The following is a 14,498-nucleotide window of genomic DNA, read 5'->3' as shown; positions in this document are numbered from 1 at the left end:
GTATTTACGCCGTTTGTCGGGCGACGTCCCGCTTGATTTTGTTGCCATAACAGAAGAAATATACGTCCTTCTTCTGTCCGTCTTGCCTAGACCACCTCAAAGTCTGTCCTCTATACCTTGCATTTTCGATACTCGTCTAGGACCGAGGCAACTGGGAAAGGCGCCGCCCCGCCGCGCTAACCCACCTTGGGTGGACTTCTATAATGCCCTTCGCATGCCCAGTTTTTATTACAAACTACTACTGTTCGCGGCCATGCTGCTGCTGACCCGCTGGGGCTTGCGCGTCCTTCAGCGACGCTTGGGCGTGGCAATGCAGTATTACCTATTGGTCGGGACCACCGGCTTGCTGGCGCTGGTATTATTCAATATGCCGCTTGCCTTTTTGGACCGCATCCCCATGCTAGGATTTACTTTGAACTCTTGGCACGTAGTCCTGTGGTTTGCGTCGCTCTGGTACTCCTTCGGGGCGCTGTTTCGCACCTCGTCCATCCCGCGGCTGCTCTCTCTGCCGTGCTTCTTTTGCTCGCTGCTTTTTTGCCTCATGCTGGCAGGAGCCGGTCTATTATGGGTGAGCACCGGAGGAGTTGGCCTCAGCATTTAGTCGTCACAGTTCACTAAAACGGTGGCAAGGTAAACGCGCGCTGTCCAGTTGAAGAAGCATTATAATGGCTCGTACTTTCGTCCGGTGACGAAACTCTACCTCGACATTGACGGCGTACAGCTCACGGCCAAACATACCCGCCCGGCTCCGGATGTGGCGGCCTTTGTGGCGTTCGTGACCCAGCACTTTGACTGCTATTGGCTGACGACCCATTGCAAAGGGGACCGCGCCACTGCCCTTCGCTACTTGGCCGCGTACTTGCCGCCCAGCAGCCTGGCCCAGCTGGAAGCCGTGCAGCCCACGAACTGGGATGCGCTAAAAACAGAGGCCATTGACCTGAGCAGTGATTTCTATTGGCTGGAGGACCGCCCCTTTCAGGCCGAACTGGCACGTCTGGAAGCAGCCGGCGTATCCGACCGATTGGTGCTGGTCAACCTGGATATGCCAGAGGCGCTACGCCAAATTCAGGACACCTTACGCCAGCATTTGCTTAACCAGCTGCCTGCATAGACCTGTGCCGAGGTTCAGCCAAACGGTCCGAAGCTAAACGCGCTTTATTTAAAATCAGGAGGGATTAATACGCTCCGTAATCGTTGTTGAGGCAGCGAAGGGATTTGACCGGCACCTCCACCAAGTGGCCCTGTGCGCTGACTCCCCAGGCGCGTAGCGGATAGGGCAGGTAACGTTTCTCAGCGGCAGGCACCCGTTTGTATAAGACGAAGTACTGGCGGGGCTTGCCTGTGGCCGCCGAGCAGTACGTGATGTCTACTTGACGCTGGGGCGCGGCCACGCGCAGGTGCACCGTGTCCGCGATTTCGAACCGAGCCCGGGCCGTGCGGGGGGAAAGGCGCCGTTCAAACGCCAAGACGAGTTGGCCGTTTTGGCACGCGGCCTGGGTCTTGGCGTAGCACGAGAGCCCGTTGCCGCTTTCCAGCATGAGGGCCCCGCGGCAGGTAAAATACCCCGGCAGCACGATGCGAGGCGAGCGGGGCGTACCGGATGTAAGGAAAAATAGCGGCAGCAGCAACCAAGAGCGCATGGGCAGGGGAAAAGTAAACGCCGACCGACAACCAGCTCCGGCAGGGGCGCGCAAGGTAGGGGGCTCCTTGCCCAATCGGATGAAGCGTCAAATGCAGCAGCGTGTTCACGAAAACGGTGGGTCGGTGAACACGCCTCGTTCAAAAATAGGAGCGTTTATTTGCTGTACCGGGTCCTGAATAGCCCTACGCGGTGCAGGAGGGTATCAGGCGGAAATACATGCAGCAAGCAGAAGGCTAGCAGGAACCACCCGCAGCCCGCCAGTACAAGAACGGATGGCTCGGTGAAAGTGGCTGGAACGGTCCCACCCTGCATAAAAAGGGAAAGCACCAGCAGGGCGACACTGGCCGCGGCGCCTCCTAAGGCCAAGAAGGTACGCTGGCGCCACCAGCGGCCGAAGGCGGCGAGTCGTAGAGGCAGCCCTACCAGCACACAGAGGCTTATCGTGGCCAGGGAAAGAAGCGCGCCCATCAGGGGTTGGAAAGCCACCAAGCCGATAAGGCCGTCCAAGCCTCCTCGGTAGTCCAGCAACGCCAGCAGCAGGTAGACCCCCAGCAAGACCACGAACGTGGTACCGGCTTGGACCGAAAGCAGCAGCACATTGTAAACAAGTTTCATTAGCCAGGCATGGGAAAGAAAATCTGTGCAAATAAGCGAATGGTTTACCCGTAAGGCTCGATGTCTTTCAGTGGTTGCCCGTTCAGCGAAACGGTCCGAAGGTAAACGCTCTTCGTTTGTTGAAAGAAGGGTTTATGATTGGGCCTGATTCCTCAAACACTCTAGCTCCTCCTGCGCGACCTTTGGATTTATCGTGCTCATAGCATGGCTTTCAATTATTTCCATACACAGCTTCCAGGTTGGCCCATCAGGGCGATAGTGCTCAACGAGCAGATGAGCGGCCCATAGATTGATGTAATAGTGGCCTTCTTGTAAAAAGCCGACAAATGTTTCCATTTGGCTGGCCGCAGTGAGGCCGCGAAACAGGGCCACAAGGGCTTTTTTCGCGGTTTCTGCGCCAGAACCAGAGGGCGTAATGCCTCGGAAAAAGTTCTCCCGGCACTGCATCAGAAAAGAATCGGTCAAACTTTGCATTGCTCTGGTTGTCTGAGAAGCTGTTCAGCGAAACGGTACTGGCTTAGACACACCGCAGTCGGATCAAGGAAGGGTTTATTACACCCCAAACTGCCGCAAATGGTGGTCTAGGTGCTTCCAGGTGACCTCCCCAAACTCCTGGGCCGTCAGATGACCGAACACGGGATGCTCCACTCCCTGCGGGCCGTATTTATCGCGCTCCAGCAGGCCCAACAATACGTCACGGTCCGCTTCGAAGGTGGTCGGCGGGGTCATGCCTGCCTCGGCATCCAGTTCTTTTAACGTGCGCATGCCCGGCTTGAAGGCCTTCAGGCGCGATACGACCAGCCACTTCACCAGTGGTTTAATAAAACCGGGCAGGCGCGTCGAGTTCACCGCTTTCTCCCCGCGACTGACGCGCAGTTGGTCGGTGCAGTGCACCACCATTTGGCTGGCCGTCATTTTGCCCCAGTGACGGACGCTATCCGGCCGTAGCTGTTGGATGCGTGCGCACAAGGCGTCATTGTCACTGGCGGTAAGAAAGTTAGCGCTCATGGGGCAAAAAAGGGATTAATGGAAAAGGGCGGCTTCTCGTGGCAAGTCTTGCACTGGGCGAAAGGTCGCATGGATTTGTCTTTGCGTCCAAGAAAAGGGTCCGAAGCTAAACACGCTTCGTTTGGTGAAAGGAGCATACTACCTTGGCGGAAAACACTGCGATGATTAAGCTAGCCCGAATGCACCCCGACGAGGACGCCTGTTTTTACCCTTGGATTGCCGACTCCGAAGTCATCCAGTATTCGCTGTCCGCGTTCCAAGCGATGAAGACGCCGGCGCAGATTGACGACTGGTTCGCGGCGACCTTACGGGATGAGAAAAGCCTCAACCTCGGCATCTACCTACAGGAGACTGACACCCTGATTGGCTACGCGGGCATCTCTAACCTATCAGCCACCAACCGGTCGGGTGAGTATTTCATCCTGATTGGGGAGAAAGCCTACTGGGGGAAAGGTGTGGGCACGGCGGTGACGAAACAGGTGCTCGCCTTAGGCTTTACTGAACACCATCTCAACCGGATTATGCTCACGGTTTCGGAATTGAATCCGAGCGGCATTAAGGCTTACACCAACGCCGGTTTTGTGGTCGAAGGTCGCCTACGAGCGGCCTGTTGTCGCGACGGCTTGTTCCACGATAAAATCGTGATGTCGGTCCTCAAAGAGGAATGGCAGCCAAGTGAGGTCTAGTGGTTTACCAAAACGGTAATTTAAACAGGCTGCGTGGTCTCCATAACGCTTTACAAACGGTCGTGGCTGTTGCAGAACTCCCACCCGGGCACCTCGAGAAGAGGGTCAGACCTCGGCGATGTGCTAAAATACGCTTTGGGCAGGCATTCTGTTTGCCACTTTGCCTGCTCAACAGCTGCCAGACACGAAGCGCAGAGTTCTGCAACAGCCACGGTCGTTTAGAAAATGTTATACCCCTAACCTCGGAATGGTGCCGGTTTTGGCCTCTCCGGGGGTGGGGCTGTCGGCGTGGTACTATCCTCATAAATACTCCCAGCTACCAGAACAGCCCAGCAGGATCAGAAGCAGGTGGCACAGCACCGTAACTATGGAAAGAGTAGCAGTTGTTTCCATAGCTGGGCGTCCTTTTTTCCATAGTTAACGGCATTCTGGTTACACTTCCACTTGTATCCCAACGGCCCACCTAGCCCTCGACCTACGGAAAGAGCAATGGCTTCTTCCGCCGCAAAACGCACTGTTTTCCGCTCATAGCATTTGACATGAGGATTAGAGTACGTTTTCCAGGATGTACCGATGGCTCAGGACTCCCTAGCGTTGTTTTCCGTTCCTACTATTGTGCGACCCCTTAAGTAAAAAAGCGCCGACCTAACGGCCGACGCTTTTGAAGTTCAGATGGACTCAAACCAATCAGTTGGTCTTCTTTGTGAGCGTTGAAGTAAACTAAGATATGTCCAAGCGACGCGCTTCGTCGAGCAACAACAAACGCGTGAGAGCCGATAGTGTGAGCCGACGAGCTTTCGCTACTTTTTGAAATAACGCTTTTTCGTCAGCCTCGACCTCAATACCTATTTGAGGCTTGCGTATGCGCTTCCCTTCATTGCTCATGGCACAAATATACATCAAGTAAAAAACTTGACAAATCTCAGCTTAAATCAAGATTTTTACTTGGTTTTATCAAGTAAAGGAGTACATTTGTGTTGTTCAAGTTGAACGGCTCAACCCGTAGCACGCAAAAGAGGCCAGCCGCTGGAAACGACTGGCCTCTGATATAGCACCTGTTAGCGCAGGCACTACGGTTGGGTTCTTGCAAACCTTACCCCAAAACTACATGAAATCACATGTAACCGGCACACCTGTGCTTGGCGAACTTCGTCACGCCTTAACTGCCTTAATCATCGGCAACCCGCTCCTCTCGCCCCAAGAGCAGCTACTGGCTAACCAGCAGGTTCATGAATGCGAGGATGCCGGGCGACTAGCCCTATGGCTGGCCAATATGATGACCGCCTCGGGCAAGTGCCAGCGAACCAGCTCCTCGCTCACCGATTAGTTGGCCGGCCATGTGGTATAGCAAGCAGCTCCGGCAGATTCGCCGGGCCCGTAAAGTGGCCCGCGCCCAACAACACCAACTCCTCGCGCTGGAACTGGATGGCATCGTGGCCATTACGATGCACTCGGTCACCCAGGCGCTGACCGTGGCCGTCGAGCGGGCGGCGGGCGCGCAGGTCGTCGACACGCTCCGCGAGGCCCTGCGCGAACGCCGCCAGGCGCTGAAAACCGAAGCCCAGCAGTTACGCCAAGATTGGCAGGAAAGCGAAGCGCTGCGGGTCCGAAAAAAGCCGCTCCGCTCCGACCAAGCTCTGGGTGGCAACACTTCCGCCGCCTAGCACCGGCCACGGAAACGTAGGCAGAATACTCCCTGCACAATCGGCCTGGAAGGGGTGCACGTCCAGACGTGCGTCTGAAAATCAAGCAGTGGCCGTCCCGAGCAACCGGTGCGGTTACGAGCGATTTAAAGAAGCCGGCGGAGCAAAGTGAAGCAATTCCGGCAGGGAAATCTCCAAGCCTTCCGCCAGGCAGGTCAACACGTCCAGGGTGGGCGAGGTCTGCGCCGTCTCGATGCGGTAAACCGTTTTCTTGGTAATGTCGGCAACATCCGCGAGCGCCTGCTGACTCCAGCCACGGCGCTCGCGCAACTGCCGCAAATGAAGCCCAAAGGCTTGCCCGGTGGCTGGTTTTTTCACGCCTGCAAGCTGCGGTGAAGCCCGCCACCAACTGTGGACACATAAGTCCACATTATCAAATACGCTTCGTATGTTTACGCCGTGCCCACTCACTATCATGGCCTTTCCACTACTTCGATGCGTGGGACACCCGCCGGTATGCCGTTTCCGCTTCGCCATGAGAAGAAGCCCAGTCCCTACTGCAGCGCAAATCAGCTCCAACATATCGTAGTTGTCGCGGCTCAGCCGTTACTGCGCAGCGGCACGCGGCGGCATTCGAAAACGCGCCCGTCCGCTGCGCCACCGAGGCCAGCGGGTTTCGCGTCACCGCGTGGCGGGTCATCTTCAGCCGGCAGACGGTCGGCGGAGACAATTCAGCCACGTCGACCAGCCCCTACCGGCCTACCCGCGCAACCGCTGCAGGTGCTGGCCGAACGCCACCAAAACCACCCCGTCATGCACTCCGAACGGCTGCTCCTCTACAGGCGGCGCATAAGAGTCAAAAATTTATCTTCTCCATGAAAACCCCTCCCCCTCCCCTTTCAGCACCCGCCGCGCAGCGCATCCCCTTCGCGCAAGCGACACCTGAACAGCTCGCCCAGGCCGAGCGCTCCGTCCGGGATAAGTTGGGGGGAGAGTTCCTCCCTATACTCAAGGTGTCGTGGACCAACGCATTGCAGACACTGCAACCCGACCTGTGGGTAACGGCGGAAACTGTCTCCCTCGACGCGCACGAGCTGGCCCGCGTGACGCAACACTTGAACGCCCTGCCGGAAGTCGCCCTCGCCCGGACGGGGCACGGGCCGCGCAAGCTCTATTTTGCCCGGCAGCCGATGAACTGCCCGGCCGAGGTCCTGCGCGCGCTGGCCGAACTCGAAGCCAGTCCGCAGGCCGGGGGCCCCGCGGTCTACCAACTGGTCACGGGGGTGGTCCGGCACCACGCCCAGGTCGAAACCTTCTACTGGACCAAGGGTCCCGACCCGCGCGAGGACGACGGCACGGACCCGGACCAGGCCCGCGCGGCCCTACTCGCGCGGGGTTAGGCGCTAGACCGCGCCCGCAGTGTGCCGGGCGCGGTCTAGCGCCTCAACCCGCGTGGTCAACCGGCCGGACCGTGCTTCCCTTGCCTCGCCCCCTTGTCTTCTGAATGGAGCTTTTCGCCCGCCAGATGACGGTCAACCAGGCGGACTTAAAGAATTAACGGTCCCTGGAACCGGGCCCGTACCAGCACCGCTACCGCGTGGACTTGGCGCAAACCCGCGCCGCCGTTCCCAGGAGGTTGCAAGCGGTGCATGAGCCTTGCGGCGAACCCACCGATGACCAAACCAAGCCCCGGTAGTCGCCGGGGTCAGAAACCCTCTTTTTACTCACCTACCTCTTCCTCACCCATGCTGCTTCCCATGCGCCGTCTTTTTATGCCTTGCGCGCTCCTGTTTCTCGCCAACGGATTACTGCTCGCTGGTTGCTCGTCGCCGAACTCGACTGCCCCTTCCGCGGCCGACGCCGTAAAAACCGCCACTGCCCCGCCCCCCGCGTTTCCGTTCGGGGGCAAGGTGGACTCGCTCAACGGCATCGCCGGCCACACCTTTGGCGAGCCCCTGAGTGCCTTTACCGACCTGCGCCTGCTGCCCCCCACCCCGGGCGTACCGGTTGGCCCGACGCGGACCTACACCTACGAGGGAACTAACGGCTGGTTTGGCAAACACCGGGCGCAAGTCCCCAGCCAGCTCTACACCTTTCTCGACGGCAAGTTCTATGCCTTCGTGGCCCTCGGCGACCCGACGGTGCTGCGGCCGGAAGCCACCTTCCTGCTAGGCCCCGGCCAGGCGCAGGGCGCAAACCAGTTCTTCTGGGACGGGGCCCAGGCCCGGGCCGTGTACGCTGAAAACACCATGGGCCTGGGCCGGGAAGGCCGCCTGGACGTGCTGAGCAAGTCCATGGAAGCCGCCCTGGCGGCCAAGCAACAAGCGCAGCTCAAGGCCGACAATGCCCAGTAGGGCGCTGCCCACCCCGTTCCTCTCCCCTACCCTACTTCCTTCACCACGTCCTCATGCAACCCACCACTGTTACGCTTGCGCGTCCCGAAAGCCGCACCATCCCCTACCGCTGGGCCACGCCTGGCCAACACGCGCAGGCCGTGCTCTGGGTGACGCAGCAGCTCCACACGCACTTCCCCACCCTGTCCGTGGCGGAGTTCACGCAGGCCTTCCATGCGTTTCAGCCCGATTTGTGGGAAGACTGCAACGACCTCTGGCTCGACTATGCGGACTTGGTCCGGCTTACCCAGCGGCTGGCCCACTCGCCGCTCGTGCCGGACCTGGACCCGCCCATTTATTGTGCCGATGCGCACTACCTGGCCGACGTCCTAGACTACTATCACCGGGTGGCCATTGAGTTAAAGACCGAAATGAAAGCCGGCGCCCAACTGCCAGTTCGGCGACTCGAATCGTTCATTGAGCAACTGGCGATTGGCAACAGCGTCGTCGAACGCGTGCGGCGGGAAACCAGGTCCCAAGCGGTGGCCCATGATCCGCAGGCGGCCGCAGACTTCGGGGATTAAACCGGCCGGTGGGACTGCGTGAGCGCACCCTCATATCCCAGGCAGTCAGTTGCTTCCGCGCCATGCTCTGCCCTGTTACGAGATACCCCCTACCTAAATCCCTCTTTTTGTTGCTTCGGCAGCCTCTCCTTCACAGATGGCTTTTTTTTCTACCCTCTAGCCGGCCCTGCTCTTACTTCTAGCTGCCAACATGTTCGTCACCTCAGTTCAGACCCAGATTGTGAGTAAGTTTTACCACTTCCTGGCCATCGGGGGCACCACTATGCCACGGCCCTAAACCACCTACCTGTTTGGGCCGAACAAGTAATGAGCAAGAGGACCAGTACCGGCTCTTTTGGTAAGGGAGGAAGGTTTGGGCTGCCTAATCGATGAACCGCAAGGCATTGGGGTAGGAAGGCACGCTAGACCTCATCAGCAAGCCGTTGGGAGCCGAATTAAGTGCCCAGCAGCAGGCCCGGCTCAAAGCAGGGAACGCCGAGTGTCTCAAAATGCCGAGTAGCCAGGATTGACTGCTTCGTCGCCCCGCTGGGACAACCATTTCCTTACACCTTCCTCATATCTCAAACGCATCATTGCTTTTACCTGGGAGGGATATATCAATGGCCGGCTGGCTAGGTGCTCGATGAATTCCCTGCCAAGTCACCAGCCACTTCTCACGTTGAGCCCTGTCGTCGGGGCGTTCGTATACCTCGCCCCCATTCTCTTCCAGGAATTGCACCAGGTTGGCCAGCTTTTCTGGACTACACTCATCGGGGTACCGGATATTGAAGCTGATTTTGCCGTCAATAACCCTATCCGTGAGCATGTTATTGCTGTCAGCCTGCCAGTTGCGTCCAATCTCGACCCGCGTGTCCAGGTAATTCCACACCTCGGACAGCCGTTCAGCCGGAATCTGCAGACGCAGGTAATCCCCTTTTTGCTGCCGAGGTCCCCGGAATTTTTCCAACTCCGCCAGCTCGCTCCGGGTGCGTACTTCCTGGCGCTGGGCGGCCTGCTCCGCCAGCGCCTCCCGTGCCTCCCGCACCGCCTGCTCCTCGCGCTGGGCCTTGGCGAGCTTCTCCTTTTCCTGCTGCGCTTCCAATTCGGCCATCAAGACCCGCCCATTCGGAATCGCATCAACCTGCGCCTGGAAGCCCTGCAGCCGCTGCTCGGCCGCCTGCAGCTGTCCACCATAGCGCAGCTCAGCGACCAGGAAATAATCGCCCTGTTTCTCGGCCTGGGCAACCCGCTCCTGCAGGTCGGCAATCAGCGGCCGCTCCGTGTGGATGCCGGCCATCGCAACCCGTATCACCCCCAACTGCTCGGCTTCGAGTGCCTCGGCAGCTTGCCGCTGCGCCACCCGGACCAGCTCCGCCGCCTGCGCCAGTTCCGCCTCGCGTGCCTGCTCTAGCTCACGGGTGCGCTGCTCGGCCAGCAAGCTCCGCCCGTAGGGAGTCGCCTCCACCTGGGCCCGGAACTCCTGCAGTCGCTGCTCGGCTGCCGGCAGCTGTCCGGACATCAACTCAGCGACCCGGGTGTAACCGCTCCGGTCAAACTCTTGTTCGACCCGACTTTTCAACTCCACTACGTGGGCCTGCTCGGCGGCCATGGCGGCCATGGCCGCGCGCGTTTGCTGCTCGGCAGCCGCCCGGTCCTCGCGGTTCATTTCCAATTTCTCTTCAATGGCCTTGCTGCTCCAGGCCCGCCCGATTTCCGAGCCGGTGAAAACGTACCCATTCTTGGAAAAGCTGACGCCCACCAGCATTCCTGCTGCGTCTCGGCGCTCGCGTGCCTCGACGTCCGCATCACGCGCCTGCAGCCCGGTCCACAGCTCGGGCAGGGTGGTCGCACCTGGTTCCGCATACCCGAGGGCCTGGCGAATTTCGGCTTTGGCCTGGTCCGGTCCACTCACCCGCTCCGGGTGCTGCAGCTCGGGTTGACTGCTTTTGATGGAGGTAGTCAGCCCGAATCGCTTTTCAATCGTGGCGTTCAGTCCCAAGGAGCGCATCCGCACGTTGCCGTCCTTAATCGTCTTGCCGTCGAAATTTACGCGGCTCGCCACGAGGTGCAGGTGCTGATTATCCTTGCGGTCATGGTGGCGCACGATGAGCAGTTGCGTCTTGTCCAGCCCCATTCCCTTTGCCCACGCCAACCCTATTTCCAGCATTTTTGCCGAGTCTAATTTTTCCGCGTCCGCCGGATTAAAGCTCAGGCTCGTGTGCCAGACTGCCAGGCCCAGGTCTGGGTTGCGAGACATTCCCCGTTTGAAATCGGCAATCATATCCTCCGGACTAGAGTCGCGAATTCCCTGGGTGAAAAGTACCTCACATTTCTTGTCGGTCGGCGCAGCCTGGTAGCCCGTGAACTGATAGTTGACGGCTCCCTTTACGTTGCTGCCCATCTTGGTTTTACTTACCATCAGAAGCTAATTCAGCTGACACCATTCAGTACTGTTTGCAGCTGGCGGACCAGTCTGCCGATGTCTTCGGCGGCCTGAAGTAGTCCCGCCACCTCCAGCTTTATCCTCACCTGACGCAAGTCGTTGCTCATCTCCGCCACCCGCTGGATGAGGGCCTCCTGTTCGTTGGTGAGCCGCGCTTTCGGCGACCGGTAGCCCTTGGCCCGGACCTCCAGCAAGTGGGCCGCAAAAGCTGACGTTTTCATTCCAACAGTCGCCGCACCTCGTTGGAGCCAGTCGAACCGAGCCGGTGTCAGGTGAGCCGTAACGGGTTTGCGGGGCTCCCCTGCCCAACCCTTTAGTCGGCCTCCTCGGTCAGGTTTGCCCTCCTTGCCCTCCTTCGTCCGCGCTGCTGCCCGGGCTGCTTTGCGAGCTGAGACCGGTGGAGAGGCTGTGGGCTGCTGCGCGCTATCGTGTTGCTCGTTGCTGATTTGCATGTGACGTTAACGTGTTTGTTCAAGAATAGGAACGGGACGGATATGAGCAGTCATAGGAATCCAAAAAACGGTTATTTCGCACGATTAACACGTCTGGTTATCTAGAGTTAGGACTAGTGCTTTCAGGACCCTATGTTGGTCCCAATCTACGGTTATCCTCCTCCACTTCCTACTACCACGGCCTGCTACCCTTCTATGGCTAATCGTTTCCCTCAGCCTCCCTACTCCTCTCTAGCAGCTAAGCCCACTACCGAACCTCCGACAACTGGCCTTTTCCCAGGCGTCAATTTTTTGCTACTCTGGCGAACCTATCGCTCCCGGACTACTCGCCCCCAACTAATCGTGCTGCATCCTCTCACGCATCAATAACCCAACCTGGCCCAAACCAAGTCAACTCTTTTTCTGCGCCCCTCTGCCCCCGCCCCTTTTCAAAGTTCTTTCGATTTACTGGTAACTATAAAAACCCCCGCCGCCTTAGTATTTACTGAATCTATGAGCATCCGTCTGCTGCTCCCTGGCCGGCTTCGATTCCCAGGAATTATCAAAAGCACTCATCTTAGCCAGTAGCTACTAAGTAAAAAAACACATCAGGCCAGCTCCCAAAAATTTGGGTAAAGCTGGCCTATCGAATTTCACCGCTTCATTTCTACTATTACAGCCCCCCGCCCCTAGCCTGCCCCTGCCTGTCAAAGCTGCCCGGCTCCTCCCAACCCAAAAAGACGCTAACCCATCCCTTCTTATCCAAGGACTCTTTCACCCCGCCTCCTTACAGCAGCATCCCAAAGCTCGCCCTTATCACCTGGCTTGAAAATTCATCTATCCCCAAAAGCTATAAATCAATTCCTCACTGCTACCTGAAAACCCTTGGCCTCTCGATGTTAAAAATAAGGCAGTGGGGAAAAGATAAGTACACAAGCCGGCCCTTCTTTCTCAGTACCTCAAGCCGGCACCATATCAACTAGATTAGCCCCGGCCACCATCGCCAAATTCTCAATCCACTGAAACAGCTCTCCGCCGCAAAACTGCATCACCACCCAAACCACAATTTACCCCAAGAGCCAACTACTGCGCCCAACCATTTTCTTCCTTATCAGCTCCACTCAGCATCTGCTCGACCCTACCCATGACTACATCCAGGCCCGCCAAGAATTATCAGAATCCTGTGCAATTCCGTGCGGTTCGATTCGTAAGTTTTATGTTAGAGGACACAAAGCACGAAATCAGCACCACCGACTTTATCAAAGATGCTGTCGCCCGTCACCTGGCATTTTACCAGACCAAGCGCGGCATAGAATTTCCTAACAAGATGCTGGCCGAGCTTTCCAAACTGGACCTGATACCGAGCACCTCCCGAACCGAAGAATAGCGCATTTCCAGCAATAGAGAAATCGCTAATCACTCCCAAAAGAAAAAGGCCAGTCATCATTGACTAGCCTTTTTTTGTGTGCTACGGTTTTGGGTTTTATCAGGCCTCCTTGGTTTTTGCCTTTCCAGTTTTGGTTGGTTTTATCGTTACGGCTTTTTCTTCCGGTGTGCTTCTCGTGGCGGCCCTTGGTTTTCTTAGCACGGGTTCAAGGCCAGCGAGATTATCCGATTTGGGCTTGTTCTTCGCTCCCACTGGCCGTCTAATTTTTGTTGTTGGGTTTTCCGGTCGTGCTTTTTGCTCAGCGTAGAAATGCTCCAACCCCTTCGGCCCCCATCCTGCCTCCTCCTCGCTCATACCCGGCGGCCTATCCCCTCCCGTATCAAATTTTATTTTTCTTTTGGGTTCCCGGTTTACCCAATTGGCGTGTTCCACTAAATTTTTACAGTCGCTGATAGCTGGTTCCTCAGCCAACCACTTTTGGTACTCGTCGTCTTTTTTATCAACGGCTGGATTTTGGGGCTGGATTAAAAGTTTGATCCAAGAGTCGCATTTAGAGTGATAGTTTCTCAGCCTTCAGAGGCTTCCCATTCGACGGTGAGCAACGCACCCAAGTCGAAGCGTAGCGCATCGCTCAGCGCCTCGTCGGAGAAATCGAACTCCCTTTGCAGGTCAGGGCTTACGCATCAAAATTAGCTGAGTGCCTTTGCTGCCTCTGGAACCGTTTTACAACCAGTTGTAGCCGTCAGATTTTCGGATCCAATGTGCCCTTACGGGATAGAAGAGAAGGCTAAAATGTTTGATGCGTAAGCCCTGTATCTTTACAGGACCCCATCGATACCATCTCGCCTGGCGACCAGCTCGTGTTCCAGATTTTCTGCGCCCTGGCGCTGCACGAGCACGCTGCGCTCGTGCAGCGCCAGGGCGCCGGGCCGGGTCCCACGCTACCAGAAGATCGTACCCGCAGTCAAGGAACTTTACGAAGCGGGCCAGCAGTCCACGCGCCAGCTCATGGCCTACCTTCAGATCGACTCTTACCACACACTCTACAAAATCCTGCGATCCGCCGGCTGCCAGATTAGCGAAAAGTCCCCCTCCCCTTAAAGTCAAGTAGTATGGGTCTCCCTTCCCAGCCCGATCTGCCCGCGGCGCTGCACCGCTACAACGAGACGCCGCAGCCGGACTTATGCGCCTTGAGCCCGAGGCAGATGCACGCGCTGCTCTACCAGCCGCTGGGACCAGCCAGCGTGGTACAATTGCACGCCGATTTGCCAAACGATGTGCTAGACCAGATCCCGTTTCTGCGGCTGACAGAAGCCTTCTTGCGCCTGCTGCAGCGGGAAACACCCCTGCGCCTGACGCCCTTGGGGGCCCTGCCGCGCAAGTATCTTCGTGAACTCTACGCTTCCGGCTTCATCTTAGAAGAAGGGCTGGAAACGGGGCTGTTTACGCTGAGCCGGGAAATCGATTCGCTGGCCATCACCACCTTGCACCAAACCACCCGGCTGGCGGGGCTGGCCCGCCTGGTACGGGGCGAATTGCTGCTGACCAAAAAAGGCGCCCAACTACTCGACCCTGCTCATCGCCTGGCCCTGTGGGCGCTCGTGTTGGACACCTTCACCAACCGTTTTCTCTGGGCCTCGCACGACGGCTAGTTGTATAGTCCCAGAGAGAGATGGTGTATTTTCCGGGCTGGAATTTCGCACGAACTTATGGGACAAGTACTCCACGGCAGCGCCCGCACAACTTC

The 14,498-nt window shown here is 57.7% G+C and carries 17 protein-coding genes; 10 read left to right on the top strand and 7 right to left on the bottom strand.

Annotation, left to right across the window (positions count from 1 at the left end):
- Positions 1-601: hypothetical protein (locus CDA63_RS18945; RefSeq protein ID WP_206780469.1), on the top strand; the 601-nt coding region annotated here is incomplete at its 5' end.
- Between the two features lie 84 nt (positions 602-685).
- Positions 686-1,111, top strand: a complete 426-nt coding sequence (locus CDA63_RS18940) for a hypothetical protein (RefSeq protein WP_126546959.1) — start codon at positions 686-688, stop codon at positions 1,109-1,111.
- 64 nt (positions 1,112-1,175) lie between these two features.
- Here CDA63_RS18940 and CDA63_RS18935 read toward each other — a convergent pair whose 3' ends face one another.
- From CDA63_RS18935 to CDA63_RS18920, 4 genes are all read right to left on the bottom strand, one after another.
- Entirely contained in the window at positions 1,176-1,640 is a 465-nt protein-coding gene (locus tag CDA63_RS18935; RefSeq protein ID WP_088466025.1) for a hypothetical protein, read from the bottom strand.
- 155 nt (positions 1,641-1,795) lie between these two features.
- A complete protein-coding gene (locus CDA63_RS18930; RefSeq protein WP_088466024.1) occupies positions 1,796-2,257 on the bottom strand; it encodes a hypothetical protein in 462 nt (153 codons plus the stop codon).
- A gap of 132 nt (positions 2,258-2,389) precedes the next feature.
- Positions 2,390-2,731 (bottom strand): hypothetical protein, encoded by a 342-nt coding sequence (locus tag CDA63_RS18925; protein ID WP_088466023.1) that lies wholly within the window; start codon positions 2,729-2,731, stop codon positions 2,390-2,392.
- A 78-nt stretch (positions 2,732-2,809) separates the two neighbouring features.
- Positions 2,810-3,265 (bottom strand): DUF1569 domain-containing protein, encoded by a 456-nt coding sequence (locus CDA63_RS18920; protein ID WP_088466022.1) that lies wholly within the window; start codon positions 3,263-3,265, stop codon positions 2,810-2,812.
- Positions 3,266-3,444: 179 nt separating this feature from the next.
- Here CDA63_RS18920 and CDA63_RS18915 point away from each other — a divergent pair, with 179 nt between their 5' ends.
- From CDA63_RS18915 to CDA63_RS18900, 3 genes are all read left to right on the top strand, one after another.
- Entirely contained in the window at positions 3,445-3,951 is a 507-nt protein-coding gene (locus CDA63_RS18915) for a GNAT family N-acetyltransferase (RefSeq protein WP_199797561.1), read from the top strand.
- A 1,108-nt stretch (positions 3,952-5,059) separates the two neighbouring features.
- Positions 5,060-5,278 carry a hypothetical protein gene (locus tag CDA63_RS18905; protein ID WP_088466019.1) on the top strand — a complete coding sequence of 73 codons (219 nt, stop codon included), beginning with the start codon at positions 5,060-5,062 and terminating at the stop codon, positions 5,276-5,278.
- Between the two features lie 10 nt (positions 5,279-5,288).
- The gene (locus CDA63_RS18900) at positions 5,289-5,615 is read left to right on the top strand and encodes a hypothetical protein (protein ID WP_088466018.1); all 327 of its coding nucleotides are present in this window, start codon (positions 5,289-5,291) and stop codon (positions 5,613-5,615) included.
- Positions 5,616-5,729: 114 nt separating this feature from the next.
- Here the strand turns inward: CDA63_RS18900 and CDA63_RS18895 are convergent, their stop codons facing one another.
- The gene (locus tag CDA63_RS18895) at positions 5,730-5,972 is read right to left on the bottom strand and encodes a helix-turn-helix domain-containing protein (protein WP_199797560.1); all 243 of its coding nucleotides are present in this window, start codon (positions 5,970-5,972) and stop codon (positions 5,730-5,732) included.
- Between the two features lie 497 nt (positions 5,973-6,469).
- Here CDA63_RS18895 and CDA63_RS18890 point away from each other — a divergent pair, with 497 nt between their 5' ends.
- The 3 genes from CDA63_RS18890 (at position 6,470) to CDA63_RS18880 (ending at position 8,511) form a co-directional block, all read left to right on the top strand.
- The gene (locus tag CDA63_RS18890; protein ID WP_088466017.1) at positions 6,470-6,994 is read left to right on the top strand and encodes a hypothetical protein; all 525 of its coding nucleotides are present in this window, start codon (positions 6,470-6,472) and stop codon (positions 6,992-6,994) included.
- A 357-nt stretch (positions 6,995-7,351) separates the two neighbouring features.
- Complete coding sequence (locus tag CDA63_RS18885) at positions 7,352-7,948, top strand: hypothetical protein (protein WP_126546958.1); 597 nt, start codon at positions 7,352-7,354, stop codon at positions 7,946-7,948.
- A gap of 53 nt (positions 7,949-8,001) precedes the next feature.
- Positions 8,002-8,511 carry a hypothetical protein gene (locus CDA63_RS18880; protein WP_088466015.1) on the top strand — a complete coding sequence of 170 codons (510 nt, stop codon included), beginning with the start codon at positions 8,002-8,004 and terminating at the stop codon, positions 8,509-8,511.
- A 553-nt stretch (positions 8,512-9,064) separates the two neighbouring features.
- Here CDA63_RS18880 and CDA63_RS18875 read toward each other — a convergent pair.
- Positions 9,065-10,909, bottom strand: a complete 1,845-nt coding sequence (locus tag CDA63_RS18875; RefSeq protein WP_088466014.1) for a relaxase/mobilization nuclease domain-containing protein — start codon at positions 10,907-10,909, stop codon at positions 9,065-9,067.
- 11 nt (positions 10,910-10,920) lie between these two features.
- Entirely contained in the window at positions 10,921-11,154 is a 234-nt protein-coding gene (locus CDA63_RS20635) for a hypothetical protein (RefSeq protein ID WP_126546957.1), read from the bottom strand.
- 1,426 nt (positions 11,155-12,580) lie between these two features.
- Here CDA63_RS20635 and CDA63_RS20990 point away from each other — a divergent pair.
- Both CDA63_RS20990 and CDA63_RS18860 read left to right on the top strand, forming a co-directional pair.
- Positions 12,581-12,751, top strand: a complete 171-nt coding sequence (locus CDA63_RS20990; RefSeq protein ID WP_165768398.1) for a hypothetical protein — start codon at positions 12,581-12,583, stop codon at positions 12,749-12,751.
- A 1,112-nt stretch (positions 12,752-13,863) separates the two neighbouring features.
- Entirely contained in the window at positions 13,864-14,403 is a 540-nt protein-coding gene (locus tag CDA63_RS18860; RefSeq protein WP_126546956.1) for a hypothetical protein, read from the top strand.
- The last annotated feature ends 95 nt before the right edge of the window (positions 14,404-14,498 follow it).

The organism is Hymenobacter amundsenii (assembly GCF_002204745.1).
Lineage (GTDB): Bacteria > Bacteroidota > Bacteroidia > Cytophagales > Hymenobacteraceae > Hymenobacter > Hymenobacter amundsenii.
This window is presented reverse-complemented; position numbering and strand designations above follow the sequence as displayed.